Here is a 19198-nt window from a genome sequence, read left to right as displayed (position 1 = left end):
AGCAGGCAAAAATATATGAGGCTCTCGGAGTGAAGGTACCAACCTCGTCATGTTAACTCCGAGAATCCAGGATTCAAGCTGCGACTCCATGGTCGATCTGGAATTAAGTTCGCCTTTATTATGATAATATCTGATGCATTCCTCAACTATATTTATATTAATTCTGGCAGGCGCGTTTGATAGCTGTACATCTGGCAAGCTTAAATAATTAACAAATTTATTGATATGATTTCGATAAACATGATTTTTGCTAAGTAGATCTTTACGTTCTTCAAAAAATTCATTTTTGAATTTTTGCATAACATCCATTTTCACTCCTCCAGTCAAAATATTATGATAAAAATATAGTTGAATTTTCAATTTCATTCTAATTTAATTTTTATATATTGTCAATGACATTTGCAGATATAACGGTGACACGGATATAAAAGCGACATAAAAGCGGAGGGCTTTCACTCTCTCCGCTTCCTACTATCCTTCATTTTGCAATACACCACCGCCACCAGCGTACTAATAAACGTTGCAACAATCGCCGGCGCAATAATCCCTGCCGGATTCACACTCCCGTACTGCTGCCTGTAAGCAATCATATTCACAGGTATCAGCTGCAACGAGGAAATATTCAAAATCAAAAACGTACACATCTCGTTGCTGGCAATCCTGCCGCTCTTTCCGCTTGTCACCACGGACAGTTCCCCGCCGTTCTTACCTGCCCTGTTCTGCCCTTTCCTTTCATCCGCTAAAATGCCCTTCCCACCCGCCGCATACCCCGGCGTCCCCCGTTCCTCCTCCAGCTTCGCCAATTCTTCCATCGCCTTAAGCCCTGCTGGCGTGCAAGCCCATCCCAATCCCAAAATATTCGCAATAATATTCATTGATATATAATCCCGTGCCTTATGCCTCTTAGGCAGCCTCGGAAACATAAAGGAAACAAAGGGAGAGAGCATATTCGTAAGCTTCAATATAAGTCCAGAACTTTCCGCTACCTCCATAAGCCCTACCCATAGAGCCATAATTCCCGCTGTAGCAATACAAAGCGAAACTGCCTCTCCGGCACTGTCAAGCGCCGCTTCCGTAACCTCTTTCATGTTCCCATTTAGAGCGCCAAAAATTATACCCACTGCTATCATTGCTGCCCATATGTAATTTAACATAGTAATATCCCCTATTCTTGCCTTACTCTTTTTAGTATCTTATGATTCACCGGTATAAATTATTTCCGACTCAAATAAAAACCCTAAACTATTCATAAAAAATTCCCCCGAAGTCAGCCTGCACGGCAAACCACGGGGGAATATAAATACAAAAAATATATAAATGGATTCTAACCTTTCATTCCGGTAATGGCAATACCCTGAATAATCTGCTTTTGGAAAAACAAATACACAACCAATACCGGAACAATTGAAATCACAGTTCCCGCCATCAGCAAGGGATAATCCGTTGCATAGGTTCCTTTAAAGAAATTCAGCATCAAAGGAACTGTAAAAGTCTCTGTCTTATTTAAAAAGATTAAGGGATACAGGAAATTGTTCCATTGTCCTAGGAATACAAAAATACCAAACGCCGCTAATGACGGTTTTACCAAAGGCAGTATCACCCGGAAAAATGTCTGAGGCACAGAAGCCCCATCAATCGTAGCTGCCTCCTCCAAATCTCCGGGAAGAGAAGCGATAAATTGCCGCATCAAAAACACACCAAAAGCATTAAATAGCGCTGCAGGCAAAATCAATGACATATGTTTCCCAAGCAGCCCCAGATTCTTCATAATAATAAACAGTGGAATCATTGTAACCTGCGAAGGAACCATCATTGTGGCCAAAAAAAGAATAAACAAAAAATTGTGCCCATGGAATTTGAGTTTTGCAAAGGCATATCCGGCCATAGATGCCGTAAGCAGCTGAATCACTACTACCACAGATGCAATGTAAAAGCTGTTTAAATAAGCCCGGCCAAAAGGAAGCGCCTGAAGGGATTCCGGATAATTCTCCCAAACGATAGGAGCCGGCCAAATAGTAGGCGGCACGGAAAAGGTCTGTCCCATGCTTTTCAAAGAACTTAATATCGTCCAAATAAATGGAACCACCATAGTTATAGCCCCAATGCTCAATATAATATAAACAAAAATATCAAATGGTTTTATTCTTTTACTCATCATAGTTCACCCACCTTTTCGAGCCGTACATCTGTATCAATGTGATAATCAGTATAATAATAAACAGAACAACAGAAGATGCACATGCCTGTCCCATCTTGAAATCAACAAATGCATTCTGGTAAATATGATAAACAAATGTGTAACTAGCCTTTACTGGCCCACCCTTTGTCATAACAAAGGCCTGATCGAATACCTGGAAAGAACTAATCATCGTCATGATTAATACAAAAAAGAGAGTCGGGGAAAGCATGGGAATTGTAATACTTTTAAAAATCTGCCATTTGCCCGCTCCATCAATTTTTGCGGCCTCATAATAACTTTCAGGAATATTTTGGAGCCCTGCCAGCAAAAGAACCATGTTGTAACCCACATTCCACCATACCGATACAATCACAATAGATGGGAGAACCCATTTGGTATCTGTCAGCCATTTAGGGCCTTCTATGCCAATCATGGCCAAAACGGTATTCAACAGCCCAAAATCTCCATTAAGAATCCATGTCCAGATAACGCCTACTGACACAGAACCAGTTACAACCGGCATAAAATAAAACAAACGATATAATGTTTTCCCCTTTATCTTCTGCACAGCAAGCGCCAAGGCGAGAGCAAGTACCAAATCAAGAGGAATAAACATAATTGAATAAATCACCGTATTTAGCATAGCCTTTTTGAAATCTTCATTTGCAAATTGGTGGATATAATTAGAAAAACCTACAAATTTCATGGTCGGTGCAATACCGTCCCACTCATTAAAACTGATTCCAAAACTCATAACCAGCGGAATCAAAGCAAAAATAATCAGGCCTATCAGCTGAGGAGCTACAAATACCCACCCCCACATTTTTCGTCTTTTTAGCATTTTTCCCTCCATTCTGAAGCATTACATGAAAAACTGCCACTTTGCAAGCTAATCTATTGCTTCAAAGCCATCTTACTTCAAAAGCCGGCTTATCGCATCAAGCGCTATCTCGCATCGTGTACTTGTTTACCGAATAAAAAGGGAAGGCAGCTTCTGCACTGCCTCCCCGCAGCTTTATTGATTTTCTGCAATGACTTCTGCTGCCTTAGCTTCTACTTTTTCTATAACTTCATCCGGGTCAGCGCCATTTACATATGCTTCTTCAAAGACAGACTTGGTTGCATCAGCAAATCCTGCGAACATAGTGTCTTTTACTTCATCAGTTCCGCTTGCCCATCCGGTTGCGCGGACTTTAAGTATGTGATCCAAATGCGCCGGAACTTCTGACTCAATCAACATATCATCCAGTGTTTTTACAGAAGGAACAGAGGTTCCTACACCAGTAATTCTTGCCTCCTGCCCATATGTTCCGCAATAATAGGTTAAGAACTGCATTGCTTCCTCTAAATGCTCTGACTTGACATTCACACAGAGGAAACCAAGGCAAATCTGTGCCGGTGAGTACTGCTCACCGCTCTTTGAAGGATAAGGAATATAATCAAAATCAATTCCTTCATCATGGAAAGTCTTGGTAAGCCATCTGCCTGCCGCAATAAATCCGGCCTGTTTGGACATAAACATTGCATCTTCTCCCTGTCCATCCGGCAGCGTTCCGCCATAAACAAATCTTCCATCCTGAATTCTATCGCAAACATAGTGGAAAGCTTCGCGTGCCTTATCATCAAATTTATAAGTATCGCCATCCCATATAGAACCACCGTTTCCAAATACCCAATTATAAAGTCTGATATTGTCACCGCCCTGAACCAAGCCGTATTTACCGTTTTCTTTCAGCGTAGTACAGATTTCATCAAATTTATCCCAGCTCCATTCTCCGTTTGCAAAAAGCTCCTGAGGATCTTCTATATTCAATTCCTCAAACATGGCCGGTGAATAATAGAGTACCATAGGATTACAGTCAACTGATAATCCCCAGATGCCGTCCTCCGTTCTGGTTGCATTTAATACTGTTTCATCAAAATCTTCTACTTTGGCATAAGAGCTATCAGTTGCCATGAAATCTTCCAAATTAGCGATTGTTCCATTTTTAATAAGTTGATTAATGATTGTATCACCTACAAAAATAACATCCGCGGCTGTTCCGCCTGCCAGCTGTGTAATCAAGGCCTGGTCATATCCATCACTGGGCAATGCTTCGAATGTAACGTGAACTCCACTCTGCGCTTCATTAAAAGCATCTACTGCCTGTTGGTAAACTTTAATTTCATCAGCATTTCCTCTGGAAGTATATACAATCTCAACTGTTTCCCCGGATGCAGAATCTGCTTCTTCCATCGAAGCATTTTCCGCTCCTGCTGTAGAAGTATCAGTATTTTCTGTTTCGGTATTGGATTCGGACTCAGTCGGTGTCTGGCCTGCGCCTGAGCTGCATGCCGTCATCAGCATAGCGCCAGCCAATACACTTGCTGTAATAATATTTCTCTTTTTCATATTTTCTCCTTTTAAGTTTAGTAAATTATTTTGGTATTTTATTTACTTTAATCAGCTGATATTTAGTAACATTATAGTACCATGATATATTTACTATGTCAATAATTAATTAATATATTTATATCAAAATATTAAATTATTTCTATAAAATTTGTCAATAATGTTGATTTTTTTTTACTTGTATAGTAAACTTTGAAAGTAATACACTTATATTTTACTAAACTTTATGAAAGGAAACTATAACGATGAAAAAAACATGTGATGTAGAAATTTCAAACCAAAATAATCGCCTAAAAGTAATTTCTGAACAAAAAATTCAGGTTTCTTCAAAAATTGAAGAATATCATTATAAAGTAACTTCCGCACCGGAGATACATGTTGAATTAAGCCGTATCAGCCTGCCTCCTTTGGAAGATAAGCCATTTATCAAACTTCATATTGCATGCAATGTTTTGGGTATTGTAGGAATGTGGAAACCAGATGCGGGATTCCAAAGAGCCCTGCACGGAGATTGGGCGTACGAATTTCAAACCAATATAAGTCACTCCGCTCCAACCCTTTGCTTTTTTGATTCTCAGGATAAAAATTGTTTTACAATTTCTGTCAGTGAATTAAGCAGGGATGTCCGCTTTACTACGGGTGTACATGAGGAAACTGCAGAAATTTATACGGATATTATCATTTATTTGACAGATTTATCTTTACCCTATCATTTTTGCTGCCGAATTGACAGACGTCCCCTTCGGTTTGATCAGGTTTTACAGGAGACCTCAGCCTGGTGGAATTCTCTCTTGCAGGAAACACCTATGCCTGTTCCTGAAGATGCAACATTCCCCATGTATTCTACTTGGTACTCTTATCATCAGGAACTGGATGAGCAGAAGTTATTACACGAATGCCAAATAGCTTCAAAGATGGGTATGCGCTCTATCATTATTGATGATGGTTGGCAGACGCTTGATAACCATCGCGGATATGGATTCTGTGGCGACTGGACCAATGAACCCTCTAAATTTAGCGATTTCCGAAAATTTGTAGATGAAGTCCATAACCTCGGAATGAAATGCCTTTTATGGTACAGTGTCCCTTTTGTGGGAGAATTCTCTAATAAATGGGAAATCTTGAAAAATTTTTGTCTGCATTATGATTCTTCCCTTCAGGCAGGTGTACTTGATCCCAGATATCCTCAGGTAAGAGAATATTTGATTTCCGTTTATAAGGAAGCCCTGCTTGCTTGGGATCTGGATGGTTTTAAGCTTGATTTCATTGATTCTTTCCGAGATTATGAAGACACGCAGGCCCCTGGAAAAGGGATGGATTATTCCGAAATTTCACAAGCGGTTCATCGCCTTATGATTGATATCCGATGCGCACTGACTCAAATAAAACAAAATCTTATGATTGAATTTCGTCAAAATTATATAGGACCACAGATTAGGCGCTATGGCAACATTTTCCGTGTAGCAGACTGCCCATTATCAGGCATCACAAATCGTGTGGGAATTACAGATCTGAAGCTTCTGAGCGGTTCCTGCGCCATTCATTCCGACATGCTTTTATGGCATGAGCAAGAAGCGCCTGAGGATGTTGCTATCCAGATTATTAATTGTATTTTCTCTACCATACAGGTATCTGTAAAGTTAGATTCCTTAACTCGGCAACAACGCCAGGTTTTAGAGCATTACCTCAGCTTTTCCATAAAGTATAAAGATACACTTTTGAAGGGTGATTTTACGGCCAGATCACCTCTGGGGCTTTATCCTGTACTGCTATCTGCAACAGAAAATACAAAAATATGCGCTGTTTATGAAGAAAACTATTGTATTGATTTTTCAAACAATTATAATATACGGGAATTATGGATATTGAACGGAACCCACAGCAATGTACATTACGTAATCCTTCCCGATAAGGCGCTTTATTCCGTTATACAAAGAGACTGCACAGGAAAAATTATTTCAGAAATAAACATAAAAACGTCTAATAAACAAATTCTCACTTTTCCTTCTCATCCGGGAGGAAGCCTTTGTTTTGTAAGACAATCAATATCATAACGTACCTTTTTCTTGAAGTCCGCCTTTATTGTATGCTACACTAGAAATATCAATGAAACGAAAGGCATATGAACATTACATGACTACATTAAACGATATTGCGGCAGCTTGCGGCGTTTCCAGAACTACGGTATCCAGAGTACTCAGTCAGGATCCCGAATTTTCCGTTTCAGAGCAGACACGGGAATTAGTTTTCGCTACGGCTAAAGCCATGAATTATGATATGAATCAAAAAAGGCGTACTCCAGGTCGTAAAGAGACAAAAGACTCTTTAGGTCAGCTGAATGCTCCTATTATAAAAGTCGGTATTTTAAATTGTGAATTTAAATTATTTGAGATAGCAATTAATGATTATTACAATACTATTTTTTCAGGATTTATCTCCTGCCTGCAAGACATGAATCTGATTCCCGGAATGGAATTTCGTTATATATTAAAAGAGTCCTACGAAGAGTTAAGCGGACTTGATGCATTAATCATTCTCGGGAAATTGAAGCTGAACCCATACCACCCATTGGTTCATAAAATAAAGTACAAAATAATCTTAGATTATATTGCGCCGGATTACCAGTTTGACTCCATTCTTCCGGATTTTAATCAGGTGGTTCAAATGGCAATCAACTATTTTCATTCTATAGGCCACCTGGATATAGGCTACATTGGCAGTCTTGACCGCATTGTACAGTTTGCATTTAACAGCAAAGAGGAAAAAAAGGATTTCAGACATCTGGCATTTCAAAATTATTGCTTACAAAGCGGAATCGACCCGGAAAGCCGCATTTGGCTTGCTGATTCTTTCTCACCTGAGGATGGATACGCCATCACAAACCGTCTGATAAACGAAAAAAAGTTGCCGCCGGCTTTGTTATATGGATCGGACGGATTAGTCATGGGCGCCTATAAAGCATTTCAAGAGCACGATATAAAGGTTGGTGAAAATATTTCCGTTATCGGCATTGATAATATGCCTTTTTCCGGTTTTCTCAATCCGCCACTTACCACCATTGCCTTAAATCCACAGTTACTCGGTCGTGCTGCGGCACATGCTTTGGTTTCACAATTTGGGCAGCATAGGGATTACCCTTTAACAATTCATCCGCCTCTCAAAATGGTGGTGCGTAACAGCTGTAAAAAGCTCCTGTAAACGCAAATCTTCGATCCCAAAAAGCCCTCTATTCAATATAAATTAAGCCGGCAATTCCAACTCTAGTGCCGGAATTGCTGGCTTATATAAAATTATGAAAGCAGCGCTTGATACACCTCACGCTTACTAAGTCCCCGGTCAGCCGCCACTTTTTTCATAGCCTCTTTTCTTTCCATTCCCTGATTCTCATATAACTGCATATGTTCTCTGATAGAAATCTCTTTCCATTTTGCCTGTTCATCCAGCTTTATCCTGCTGCGTTCAATTCCCTCTATCACCAATACATATTCCCCTCTGGGCTCCTCCTTTTCATAATAAGCCACCGCATGTTCAAAAGTTGTGGGAAAAACTGTCTCAAAACGTTTTGTAAGCTCTCTGCACAGCGTAATACGCCGTTCCCCCAATACTTCATATAGTTCCGCCAGAGTTTTCCTTAAATGATGAGGTGCCTCATATAAGATGATTGTGCGCATCTCTCTACCTAATTCCTCAAGTACAAACCTTCTTTCTTTTTTTTCAGCAGGCAAAAAGCCTTCAAAGCAAAACCTCCTGGCGCTTATCCCGGAAAGAGTAAGCGCAGTTATCAGTGCACAGCATCCTGGAAGGGAGGTAACCGGAATGCCTGCCTTGAAACACTTCTGCACTAAGACCTCACCCGGATCAGATATGGCCGGTGTACCAGCATCCGTAATCAGTGCAATGTTTTTTCCAGACATAAGCCAGCCCACAATCTGTTCCGCCTTTTCAACTTTATTATATTCGTGATAACTGGTCATGGGCGTCTTTATTTCGAAGTGGTTAAGCAGCTTAATACTATTCCGCGTATCCTCAGCTGCAATCATATCTACCTCTTTCAGCGTATCCAACACACGAAAGGTTATGTCACTTAAATTACCTATGGGTGTAGCGCACAAATACAATGTACCGGTCACTTTTATCCTCCATACTGCCAGTGCCGACTGGACTTACTTCTTAATCCGCTTTATCTCCTTCATCTGCCTTAAGCAGTCCATCCTCCGTGTATCGGTTGGACGCATTCCACAAAATCCATTCCTCATAACCGGCGTCATACACAGCCTGTATCTGTGCACGAACTTCCTCTGCCCCATAAGGAATATGCCCTTTTACCCAGGTAGCCGTAAAATCCTGAAGCCATGGCCTTACCTGCGCACAAACTCCTTCCATAGGCGAAAGAGCTGCTAATTCTTCTGTTGTATATTCTTTCTCCATGTTACCCGAAACCGTAACAACCGGAATGCCCGAAAGAACCTTTTTCGATGACTGCAATGCTGTTAGTACCAATTGATACGGTTCTGCGTCCGGTACCGGAATATTGTAATTATAAGGCCCATAATGAGAAGGATACACCATAGGGCTGATATAATCCAAATGTTTAGATAATTCTACATAATTTTGCCCTACAATCCGCTGGTCTACCTCGCTGTCAATCACCATTCCATAAACATCCGCCGAGACAATTCCGCCCGCCTCATGCACCTTTTCCGCTGCATAGGCTGCAAAATCTGTTATAATTTCTTGTCTATTCTTCTCTGTTCCGTCCTGCCCGAAATCTACAGACTCCATGCCATTGTCCGTAGAAAACCGGATATAGTCAAATTGCACCTCATCAAAACCTATATGCAAAGCTTCCTCTGCAATAGAAAGCAAATACTCCCATACCTCCTGATTATAAGGATTTAACCACGCAAGACCGCTCTTATCCAGAAATATACTGCCATCTGAATTGTGAATACACCATTCCGGTTTCACATCCGCCAGAAAAGGATCTTTAAAAGCCACTATTCTGGCAATTAAATAAATATCCTTTTCCTTGCACTTTGCAACTAAAGCTTCCATATCCTGAACATATCGAATATTTGACCCTATCTCCTGTACGGCGGGCACCTGCATATCATATGTAACTCTGCCCTCGTCATTTTTAATATCTATAACCATTGCATTTAACTCTGTTTCTTCCACCAGCCTAATCAAATTTTCCATATTAGAAGTGCCTGCCATAGGACCGGTAACAAAAATTCCCTTCGCCTTAGGTCTCTCTCGCTCCTTTGCCTCCCAAATTTTCTCCGGTTCAGCAGTCTTTTTTTCATCCGATTCTATTTCTGATATATCTGCTTCTTCATCTTCCTCCGTGAAATAAAATTTTTCCTCACTCGCCTTATTTTCCATTCCATATATGTCCTGCACACCATCAGTTTGAACAGCATTCGATTGGGCTGTCTTTGTATCTTCTTTACATCCCCATCCCAAGATGCTTATTGCTAACAATAAACCTACCATATTTACTTTTCTAGTCCTCTGTAAATACTCCGGTATCATAATGATTTCCCCCAACAACCTAATTCAATTACAATCATTTCAGTACATTAAATTATTGCAAAGCATACACAAATTCTCTAAGTCCTTACGGTCAATATCCATATATATTATATATTTCATCCGTATAGACATTGGGCTCTTTATAAACAATTAACGGTTTTTCTACCGTTATGCGGGCCTTTCCACCTCTGTTTGCCTCTATCAGAACCATATTAGGCTCTTTATCCACAAAAGGATATACCAGTTTCATCCGTTTAGGTTCCAGCTTATATTGCCGTAGCAGCACAATAATATCTGCCAGCCTAAAAGGTCTGTGCACTATGTAAAAATTACCACCAGGTTTCAGCAGCCTGCTGCTCTGACTAATGACATCCTCCAATGTGCAAAGTAATTCATGCCTGGCAATTGCCTTCGGTGCCTCCGGATTGGTTAGTCCATGATGCTCTGTCATATAAGGAGGATTACAAGTTACAACATGAAAAGAAGCAGCCCCAAAGAGACTGACTGCTTCCTTTACATCACCTGTTACAATTTCTATTTTATCTTCAAGTCCATTTAGTTTGACACTTCTCGCCGCCATATCCGCACTTTCAGACTGGATCTCCAGTCCAACAAGCTTTGCTGCCTTCGTCTTAGCCTCCAAAAGAATCGGAATAATTCCTGTCCCTGTTCCCAGGTCAAGCACTCTGTCACCCTCTTTTGCCCTTGCAAAGCCAGAAAGCAATACGGCATCCATCCCAAAACAAAATTTATCAGGATCCTGAATTATTTTATAATGATTCCGCTGTAAATCATCAATTCTTTCATTTTCCTTTATAAGTACCTTTTCCATGGATTTTCTTCCTGCCGGCTCCATCAAAAGTCTCTATTTCTAAAGAGCAGCATAATTTTCAATTTGCCCTTTAATTATCGTCCAGTTTTGACTTAACCTCTTCCTTTTCCAGCTTTTCGAGCTCCTTTAATTCCGCATCTTGGACATCCACCTTATTATGCCTGTGTCTGCGCTTGAACCGCAATTGCTCCACGCGGTATTCCTGAATCTCTTTTTCATCTTCTACATCCACAATAACCTTGACTAACTGCCGAAGCACATTTACACTGTGAACCTCTCCCTTCAATCCGTCTTCCGTAGTCACATGATCACCTACATGGGGCAGCCTTTTATTCAGTTCTTCATATGTCTCTTCTTCATGCTTTAAACAGCACATAAGCCTGCCGCACACACCGGATATTTTGGTAGGGTTCAGTGACAGGTTCTGCTCCTTTGCCATTTTGATGGAAACCGGCACAAATTCCGACAAATGTCTGTGACAACATAGTTCTCTGCCACAAATACCAATCCCCCCCAAAATCTTAGTCTCGTCCCTGACTCCTATCTGACGAAGCTCAATTCTGGTCTTAAACACTGCTGCCAAATCCTTCACCAATTCTCTAAAGTCAATCCGTCCGTCTGCTGTAAAATAAAATAAAACCTTGTTATTATCAAAAGTATACTCCGCATCAATCAGCTTCATTTCTAATCCATGCTTTTGTATTTTTTCCAGGCAGATTTTGAAAGCCTCTTTTTCCTTTATTTTATTTCCGGCTTCCTGCTCATTGTCCCTTGGTGTTGCAATTCTAAGCACAGGTTTTAAAGGCTGAATTACCGCATCATCCTCTACCTCCCTGGGGTCACCCACCACCGTTCCGTACTCAATCCCTCTGGCAGTTTCCACAATCACATGCTCACCCCGCTTAATATCAAGCTTTCCTGGGTCAAAAAAATATATTTTTCCTGCTGTTCTGAAACGAACTCCTATTACCTTTACCATAAATCTATAAACCTCACTAATTTTCTTTAATTGTTAGAAGCAAAAGCTCCATAGTTAAATCAAAATTTACATTGGCCGAAAGCCTCTGCTTTGATTTTTCCAATGCATCTATAATGTTTTCAATACCCTCATAGGTACTTCTGTCTGCTACCTTTCTGATATACTGTATTTCCTCCCTGAAAATCAAATGATTTGCATCATGGGTTGCCTTAAACAGGAGTACATCCCGATACCATATAGAGAGAATATCCATATAATCGTTGACATCAAGCTTGTACTCATTAATTTTCTTAATGGCCATTACGATTTCATTTAATTCCATCTCGTGAATATATTTCACCAGCGTAATCGCTTCTTCCTTTACCTTATCGAACTCCTCACTTTTTGCCAGCAGCCTTGCCTTCCCCACATTGCCCCTTGCAAAGGCCACGCAAATATCTGCCTTGTAATCAGGAATTTCCATGCTTTGCATCAAAAACTGTTTCATCTGGCTATCCTGAACCGGCTTCATATTCAAAGCAACACATCTACTTAAAATGGTTGGCAAAAGAGAATTTACATTTGTGGTAAGAATTAATATAACCACATACTCCGGGGGCTCCTCCAATGTTTTCAGCAGAGCATTTTGAGCCTGAACCGTCATCTTCTCGCCCTCATTCATAATATAGATTTTCTTAGGGCTGCTGTAAGGTTTAATTAGCACATTCCCATTAATTTGATTGCGAATATCTTCCACACCGATAGAGCCAGGTTTTTCATGGGTTATAAAAATAATATCCGGCTGATTACCTCCTAACGCCTGCTTGCAGGAATGGCATTCCAGACATGGTTCAATCCCTAGTCTGTTCTCACACTGCAATGCCATAGCAAAGGTTTTCGCTATAAATTCCTTTCCGGCATTTTTCTCCCCATTGATAATGTAAGCATGGGACACCTTATTCATTGTTATCGCATTCTCCAAATGCTCCTTTAACTGCTCTTGCCCTACAATATCACTAAACCTGTTCATAATACCCTCTCACTTCCGCTATTACAGCACCATATCGAACCCCTAATCTATAAACAGCAGACTTTTTCCCTATGTTAAGTAACTTCGTTAATGCAACCTTTTAATATAACCATACTAATAAATTAAGTTAATATATCTAACAATAGACCTCTTATCTCCCCAATCTTAGAAAGGATTGCCAAATGATCCTGTTCTTCTTTCATAAGTTCCTGGGCCAGTTCATCTAAATTTTCATCTACGAGCCGTATAATTCCATAAACCCTGTGCCTTCCCTTTCTATCCAAAAAGTTTTCACGAGAAAAGGAATGAGAGCGGCTTATAATTTCATTCATAAATTCCTTCACTAGACCCCTATACCGCTTCATGTCCTTAATATCACGCTTTTTAGCAAGTTTATCCCCCTGCATGGTGATTTCTTCCATCAGCGTACTTAATCTGGCCTGTAGCTCCTGTTCTTCAATATGGCTGACCAATGTAAATTTAAATGCTCCGTCAGATTCCTGCACTGGCGCCGTTGCCTCCGGCTGTGTTACAGGTAAAGCTTGATTTACTTTTATATCCATACTGATCATTCCTTTCTACAAGCTGCTTCTAATATATTCTTTAATTTCCATAAGGCATTTATTCAAATGGTCATTAGCAAATGTTCTAGTTATTCCTGCTGCCTTTATCTTTTCCTCTGAAAAGTCTTCCGCATCTGCTAAAAAACGCCTGCACATTTCCTCATATTTCGGACTTTCCTGCATCATTTCCCGTTCCAGTGCACGTTTTAGTCTTACGCCATCGTCAAGTGTCAGTAAAATCGCCAGCACCTTATCCGTACCAAAATATTCTGCTGTTTTTACATAAGATTCTATTGTTCCGATAATCAGATAATGATTCTGCATCAAATCTATATCACCGTCATCTACCGTAAAATATCGCCATAAACCATGATATGTATGATAGGCACGGGCTTCAATGATTCTGCCCTGTGCCTCTAATTCCCTGTACCCTGCTTCATCTGTGAAATGATACTCCTTCCCTTCCACTTCCCCAGCACGAATCGGCCGGGTAGTATAAAGTACCACTTTTCTAAATTTAAACTCTTCCCATGCCAACAGTTTTTTATAAATGGTGTCCTTTCCTGAAGAACTTCTTCCCATTAAGTATACCATCTTCCCCATATGAATTAAACCTCTACAACGTGGATCATATTGGTTTTTCCTGATATTCCTAATGGTATTCCCGCTGTAAGCACTACTTTGTCCCCTTCTTTAATATAGCCTGCCCCTTTTGCCGCCTTTACAGCCTCGCCAAATAAATCATCCGCTGTGCTCTCCCGTGCCATCCATATAGGTGTTACTCCCCAGCAGAGGCTAAGCTGCCTACATACTCTTGGGCTGACACTACATGCAATAATAGGACATTTTGGTTTATATCTTGAGATCATCTCTGCCGTAAAACCTGAAATCGTTACTGTGATAATCGCTGACGCCCTTAAATCTATTGCAGTTGTACATGTTGCATGAGAAATCGCAGTGGTCACATCTAAATCTGCCGCCTGCTTTCTCATTTTCATTCTTTCATCATAGTCAATCGACTCTTCCGTCCTCTCAGCAATTCTTGCCATTGTTTTAACCGCTTCTACCGGATACAGGCCAGCAGCGCTTTCCCCGGAAAGCATGATTGCCGTAGTTCCATCATAAATAGCATTGGCAATATCAGTTGTTTCCGCTCTGGTAGGTCTTGGATTCTTAATCATGGATTCCAGCATTTGAGTAGCTGTAATAACATGCTTTCCCTTTGTCTCAGCCACTTTAATCATCTGCTTTTGTACAACAGGAACCTCCTCCATAGGTATTTCAACACCCATGTCTCCTCTAGCCACCATAATACCGTCTGAAACATCAAGAATTTCCTCTAAATTGCGGATTCCCTGCATGTTTTCGATTTTGGCAATAATCTTCATATGACTGTTATGTGCATCTAAAATTTTTCTTACCTCTAAAATATCTTCCTTTGACCTGACAAAAGAAGCGGCAAGAAAATCAAATCCCATATCGCAGCCAAATAAAATATCGCTTCTGTCAACCTCGCTTATATAAGGCATAGAAAGAACTGCACCAGGAACATTTACACCTTTATGATTGGAGATAGGGCCTCCATTTATTACTTTACATATTATATCGGTTCCTTCTATCGCTTCCACAACCATTTCAATCAAACCATCATCTATTAAAATAGTTGTCCCAACCTCTATATCATCTTTCAAATTTTTATAAGTTATACTTACCCTTTCATTGTTACCAACCATATCCTCTGTGGTTAGGATAAATTTCTGTCCGGCAGATAGCTCTGTCCAGCCTCCTTCAATATTTTTCAATCGGATTTCCGGCCCCTTTGTATCTAAAAGCGTTGCGACCTGCAAATTTAATTCGCTGCCAATCTTAATCACTCTATCAAATTTTTGCTTATGTTCTTCATGTGTTCCATGGGAAAAATTAAAACGGGCAACATTCATGCCGGCCAACATTAACTCCCGCAATTTTTCTTCACTTTCACTGGCGGGCCCTAAAGTACAAATAATTTTTGTTTTTCTCATAAATACCTCCTGCATCAATTTCCATATAAATCCATCATGCTTCCAGCAATCTCAAGTTTGCCGTGTGAAAAACTTAGTTTTCACACTCTTATATTATGATCTCAGTACCTTTATTTTATTTCCTTGTGTCCCGTGAACTGTATAACCATTTTTGAGGTAGTGCTTAACAATCGCAATCATCTGCCGATCTATCATTTCCCCTGGCACCAGCAATGGAATCCCAGGAGGATATAAATGAATAAAATCAGCCAACGTTTTACCATCCGCCTCATCAAGCTCTATCTCGATACTGGAAGAAGTATAAGCTTCCCATATTCCCAGCTTTACTCTTGGAATTGTATGAAAATAGGAAAAAAGATTTTCATCCTTAAATTCTCCCAACTCTCCTGTAAGCCCTTCATCAATTTCTAACAAAGCAGAAGAAAGACGCTTAAACCCTTCTTCCCTATCCATCATAGACAAAACAGCAATTACATAGCTTCCTGCCGCCATCTCCATTTGAAGATGGTACTTTTCCAGTAGTATATGATAAAGTACTTGTCCTGTTATAGATGAGCCCTTTACGGATATTACAAGTTTCCCCGGCTCTGTAAAAGGACATACTCTAATATAATGACACTTCTCCATCTGCTTTAGAAAAGCTTTTCTCATATCCAATATCCTGTCCAGACATTGATATCCAGCCTGTTCTGCGACTTGAATAGCTCTATCTATCCCTGCCATCAAAATATAAGAAGGGCTGCTTGACTGATAAATTCGAAGATACTTTCTCACAGATTCACTGTCAACCAAAGTACCATTTTTATGAAGCAAGGCTGTCTGAGTAGGCGATGGAAGTGTCTTGTGAACACTATGAATTACAAGATCTGCCCCCTCCCTCACAGCAGTTTCAGGATATGCCGGATGTATACCAAAGTGCGCTCCATGAGCCTGATCCACAATCAAAGGAATTCCATTTCCATGGAGCAGCTCTGCAATACTCTTTATGTCAGATATTATCCCATCATAAGTAGGGGACGTGATCACCACTCCTGCAATTAGCTCCCCGGCCATCGCAGCATCAGCCTTCGCTTCCTCTATAACCTTCTTAATTGTGCTTTCTATGTCTTTTGCATTAATTGGTCTAGCAAGATCAAAACCCTCATATATTCCAGGATACACGTAATACAAGTCCATACGATTTATAAAAGCCGCATGATATACGGCTTTATGACAATTCCTAGCTATAATTAATCTCTTACGCACATGCCAGTCTTCTCTTTTCCGGCCATCGTTTTCTTCCCCCATCTTCCCTACACGTTCGGCAACAGCCGAAATAGCGCTTAATATCCCTGATGTGCTACCATTAACAAGAAAATATGTTTCTTCTGAATCGTACAATCTGGCAGCACGTTGTGCGGCATCCTTAATAATCGTTTCCGGCTGATGCAGATTATCAAATCCTTCTATTTCTGTTATATCATATTGATATACGCTTTCAGGCAATCCACTCTCCGGATTTCTTTTATGGCCTGGCATATGAAAAGGATAATAATCGCTATTTGTATAATCACTTATATAATCAAACAAGCTCATTTTAATCCCCCATACTTCCAATAACCCACAAATTTAATGTATACAAAGTACACTATCCGGTTACCCTTACCTTCGTTTTTCCTGCTCCCTTGTGGAGTCTTAATGTTTCCAATAAGGAACAATACTTATCGGCAGTAGTCACAATCCAAGCCTCCCTGCATCTCGGCGGTATTACCGTAAGTGGCCACATATGCTTCTTAATAATCTCTCTCTCTCTCAGTGTTAAATTATATTCTCTGCTGGCATTTGCAAGCGCAATCCCTGGATGGTAAAATCCGTGAAGGCACTTATAATTTTCCCTCGTCTTATCGTGCCAGTCATATAAAAAATAATCATGAAGCAATGCACCTCTAATCAGCTCTCTCTCGTTACACGAAATTCCCAAAAATCTGCTTATAAGAATGCTCTGCTGCGCTACATCTATACAATGCCTATGCACAGGCATTGTCCCATGCTGAATGTAATTTCTAGTACTGCGAAAATTTTGCGATTCCAAAATATCTGGTGCATATTCCTTAAGTAACTGGTACAGTTCCTTTTTCTGTTTATACCGCTTTCTTAATTTACTAATTTCCTTCTCTTTTTTTTCGAAATTTTCCTTCATTTTAATCCCCCAAACACTTTCCCTATATTTTTAATCTGCATCATATATTTTATCACGGACAACAAAATTGATGTACTAAAAATAAAAGGAAATTTATCATAATTTTTACAAAAATTATAATTAAAAATCTTCCTCCAAGACAGTAACTGCAATTACAAAAACCTTCTTCATCTCTGTTCCATTCAGCTCACCGTCAAAAACCACCTTAATATTCTCCCCCTCAGCAATTGCATCGCTACCTTCACCTGCATAAATAATAGTCTCTGGCGCTAGCTTAAAATACATGCTCTGTCCTTGTGGCGTTTCTAAAAGAAGATCTTCCTTCCCTATTTCACGGAGAATACCTTCTACTACATAATAGTCTTCTTCCATAACCGCAACATCTTCTATCCGAACGTCATCAATAGATATAAGATTCTCCTGCGTGGTATTATCAGTCATTGAACTTTCAACTACATCAGCACAGCCAGTTAAAAAGCAAACAACCATACCACATAAAATAGATAATTTTATAAACTTATTCATAATCTCACCCTCTTACTCCACAAACAAAATTCCTTTATCAAAATACTATAAAGTTCCTAAAAATGCAATAGTAATTGAATAAATACAACCAAAGAAGCCTGCATCTTTCTATTGAATCAAATTTTACTACCCCTCGCAATAAAAAAAATAACCGGAATCCCTTATCACAAAAAGATCCCCGTTATTTTTAGTGAGCCACCCGGGACTCGAACCCGGGACAACTTGATTAAAAGTCAAGTGCTCTACCACCTGAGCTAGTGGCCCATATAACATTATCATCTATGCACTATTACATAAAAAATGCCCAGAACCGGAATCGAACCAGTGACACGAGGATTTTCAGTCCTCTGCTCTACCAACTGAGCTATCTGGGCATTTAGTAGCGGGGGTAGGATTTGAACCTACGACCTTCGGGTTATGAGCCCGACGAGCTTCCAGACTGCTCCACCCCGCGTTATGAAATTATTTGCCTTTCGGCTAATGGATGGAGGTGGATTCGAACCACCGAAGCAATTTGCAGCAGATTTACAGTCTGTCCCCTTTGGCCACTCGGGAATCCATCCATATAATTTTATTACAAGCCGATGATCGGACTCGAACCGATAACCTGCTGATTACAAATCAGCTGCTCTGCCAATTGAGCCACATCGGCATAACAAATATTATCCATATCTTTAGGATAAGTGGGACCTATAGGGCTCGAACCTATGACCCTCTGCTTGTAAGGCAGATGCTCTCCCAGCTGAGCTAAGATCCCATATTCAACAAAATAACCCCTTTTAAAAACGACCCGGATGGGGTTCGAACCCACGACCTCCGCCGTGACAGGGCGGCGCTCTAACCAGCTGAGCCACCAGGCCATACAAATCTACAACTTTTTTGAAGGCCATGCCCTCAAAACCGAACACCAAGTCCACATCCTCACATCTTCTCGGTTAAGCTTCCGGCCTATTAGTACCTGTCAGCTCTGCACATTACTGTGCC

18 protein-coding genes and 7 tRNA genes are annotated in these 19198 nt (G+C 40.3%); 2 read left to right on the top strand and 23 right to left on the bottom strand.

Going from position 1 to position 19198, the window contains the following annotated elements:
* The 5 genes from D5281_RS26105 to D5281_RS21305 form a co-directional block, all read right to left on the bottom strand.
* Positions 1-309 (bottom strand): hypothetical protein (locus D5281_RS26105; protein ID WP_277935515.1); only part of this gene is annotated, 309 nt, incomplete at its 3' end.
* Between the two features lie 143 nt (positions 310-452).
* The gene (locus D5281_RS21320; protein ID WP_160562019.1) at positions 453-1154 is read right to left on the bottom strand and encodes a nucleoside recognition protein; all 702 of its coding nucleotides are present in this window, start codon (positions 1152-1154) and stop codon (positions 453-455) included.
* Positions 1155-1324: 170 nt separating this feature from the next.
* A complete protein-coding gene (locus D5281_RS21315; protein WP_160562018.1) occupies positions 1325-2158 on the bottom strand; it encodes a carbohydrate ABC transporter permease in 834 nt (277 codons plus the stop codon).
* Positions 2148-3020, bottom strand: coding sequence for a carbohydrate ABC transporter permease (locus tag D5281_RS21310; RefSeq protein WP_160562017.1), 873 nt, complete (start codon positions 3018-3020; stop codon positions 2148-2150). Before D5281_RS21310 ends, D5281_RS21315 begins: the two co-directional genes overlap by 11 nt.
* A gap of 174 nt (positions 3021-3194) precedes the next feature.
* The gene (locus D5281_RS21305; RefSeq protein ID WP_160562016.1) at positions 3195-4571 is read right to left on the bottom strand and encodes an ABC transporter substrate-binding protein; all 1377 of its coding nucleotides are present in this window, start codon (positions 4569-4571) and stop codon (positions 3195-3197) included.
* A 245-nt stretch (positions 4572-4816) separates the two neighbouring features.
* Between D5281_RS21305 and D5281_RS21300 the strand changes: the two genes are divergently transcribed.
* Complete coding sequence (locus D5281_RS21300; protein WP_160562015.1) at positions 4817-6625, top strand: glycoside hydrolase family 36 protein; 1809 nt, start codon at positions 4817-4819, stop codon at positions 6623-6625.
* Between the two features lie 52 nt (positions 6626-6677).
* Entirely contained in the window at positions 6678-7769 is a 1092-nt protein-coding gene (locus D5281_RS21295; RefSeq protein WP_160562014.1) for a LacI family DNA-binding transcriptional regulator, read from the top strand.
* Between the two features lie 92 nt (positions 7770-7861).
* Here the strand turns inward: D5281_RS21295 and rsmI are convergent, their stop codons facing one another.
* From rsmI to D5281_RS21205, 18 genes are all read right to left on the bottom strand, one after another.
* Positions 7862-8701 (bottom strand): 16S rRNA (cytidine(1402)-2'-O)-methyltransferase, encoded by an 840-nt coding sequence (gene rsmI / locus D5281_RS21290; RefSeq protein ID WP_330585215.1) that lies wholly within the window; start codon positions 8699-8701, stop codon positions 7862-7864.
* 40 nt (positions 8702-8741) lie between these two features.
* Entirely contained in the window at positions 8742-10106 is a 1365-nt protein-coding gene (locus tag D5281_RS21285) for a putative glycoside hydrolase (protein WP_160562013.1), read from the bottom strand.
* Positions 10107-10197: 91 nt separating this feature from the next.
* The gene (locus D5281_RS21280) at positions 10198-10938 is read right to left on the bottom strand and encodes a tRNA1(Val) (adenine(37)-N6)-methyltransferase (protein ID WP_160562012.1); all 741 of its coding nucleotides are present in this window, start codon (positions 10936-10938) and stop codon (positions 10198-10200) included.
* Between the two features lie 70 nt (positions 10939-11008).
* Positions 11009-11917: a PSP1 domain-containing protein gene (locus tag D5281_RS21275; RefSeq protein WP_160562011.1), complete on the bottom strand. Its 909-nt coding sequence runs from the start codon at positions 11915-11917 to the stop codon at positions 11009-11011.
* Positions 11918-11933: 16 nt separating this feature from the next.
* A complete protein-coding gene (locus D5281_RS21270) occupies positions 11934-12926 on the bottom strand; it encodes a DNA polymerase III subunit (protein WP_160562010.1) in 993 nt (330 codons plus the stop codon).
* A 122-nt stretch (positions 12927-13048) separates the two neighbouring features.
* A complete protein-coding gene (locus D5281_RS21265) occupies positions 13049-13489 on the bottom strand; it encodes a YaaR family protein (protein ID WP_160562009.1) in 441 nt (146 codons plus the stop codon).
* 15 nt (positions 13490-13504) lie between these two features.
* Entirely contained in the window at positions 13505-14092 is a 588-nt protein-coding gene (locus D5281_RS21260) for a nucleoside/nucleotide kinase family protein (protein WP_160562008.1), read from the bottom strand.
* 5 nt (positions 14093-14097) lie between these two features.
* On the bottom strand, positions 14098-15510 hold the full coding sequence (gene pyk / locus D5281_RS21255) for a pyruvate kinase (protein WP_160562007.1): 1413 nt from the start codon (positions 15508-15510) through the stop codon (positions 14098-14100).
* 93 nt (positions 15511-15603) lie between these two features.
* Positions 15604-17085 (bottom strand): aminotransferase class I/II-fold pyridoxal phosphate-dependent enzyme, encoded by a 1482-nt coding sequence (locus tag D5281_RS21250; RefSeq protein ID WP_160562006.1) that lies wholly within the window; start codon positions 17083-17085, stop codon positions 15604-15606.
* Positions 17086-17137: 52 nt separating this feature from the next.
* Positions 17138-17689 (bottom strand): HD domain-containing protein, encoded by a 552-nt coding sequence (locus D5281_RS21245; RefSeq protein WP_160562005.1) that lies wholly within the window; start codon positions 17687-17689, stop codon positions 17138-17140.
* A gap of 120 nt (positions 17690-17809) precedes the next feature.
* The gene (locus tag D5281_RS21240) at positions 17810-18214 is read right to left on the bottom strand and encodes a hypothetical protein (RefSeq protein WP_160562004.1); all 405 of its coding nucleotides are present in this window, start codon (positions 18212-18214) and stop codon (positions 17810-17812) included.
* 191 nt (positions 18215-18405) lie between these two features.
* Positions 18406-18478: transfer RNA gene (locus D5281_RS21235), tRNA-Lys, on the bottom strand.
* Positions 18479-18515: 37 nt separating this feature from the next.
* A tRNA-Phe gene (locus D5281_RS21230) sits at positions 18516-18588 on the bottom strand.
* Between the two features lie 6 nt (positions 18589-18594).
* Positions 18595-18668 (bottom strand) — tRNA-Met (locus D5281_RS21225).
* A 27-nt stretch (positions 18669-18695) separates the two neighbouring features.
* Positions 18696-18777, bottom strand: a tRNA-Tyr gene (locus D5281_RS21220).
* A 16-nt stretch (positions 18778-18793) separates the two neighbouring features.
* A tRNA-Thr gene (locus tag D5281_RS21215) sits at positions 18794-18866 on the bottom strand.
* 32 nt (positions 18867-18898) lie between these two features.
* Positions 18899-18971 (bottom strand) — tRNA-Val (locus D5281_RS21210).
* Between the two features lie 29 nt (positions 18972-19000).
* Positions 19001-19074 (bottom strand) — tRNA-Asp (locus D5281_RS21205).
* Between the last annotated feature and the right edge of the window lie 124 nt (positions 19075-19198).

This window comes from Parablautia muri, assembly GCF_009917485.1.
GTDB classification, from domain to species: Bacteria; Bacillota; Clostridia; order Lachnospirales; family Lachnospiraceae; genus Suilimivivens; species Suilimivivens muri.
This window is presented reverse-complemented; position numbering and strand designations above follow the sequence as displayed.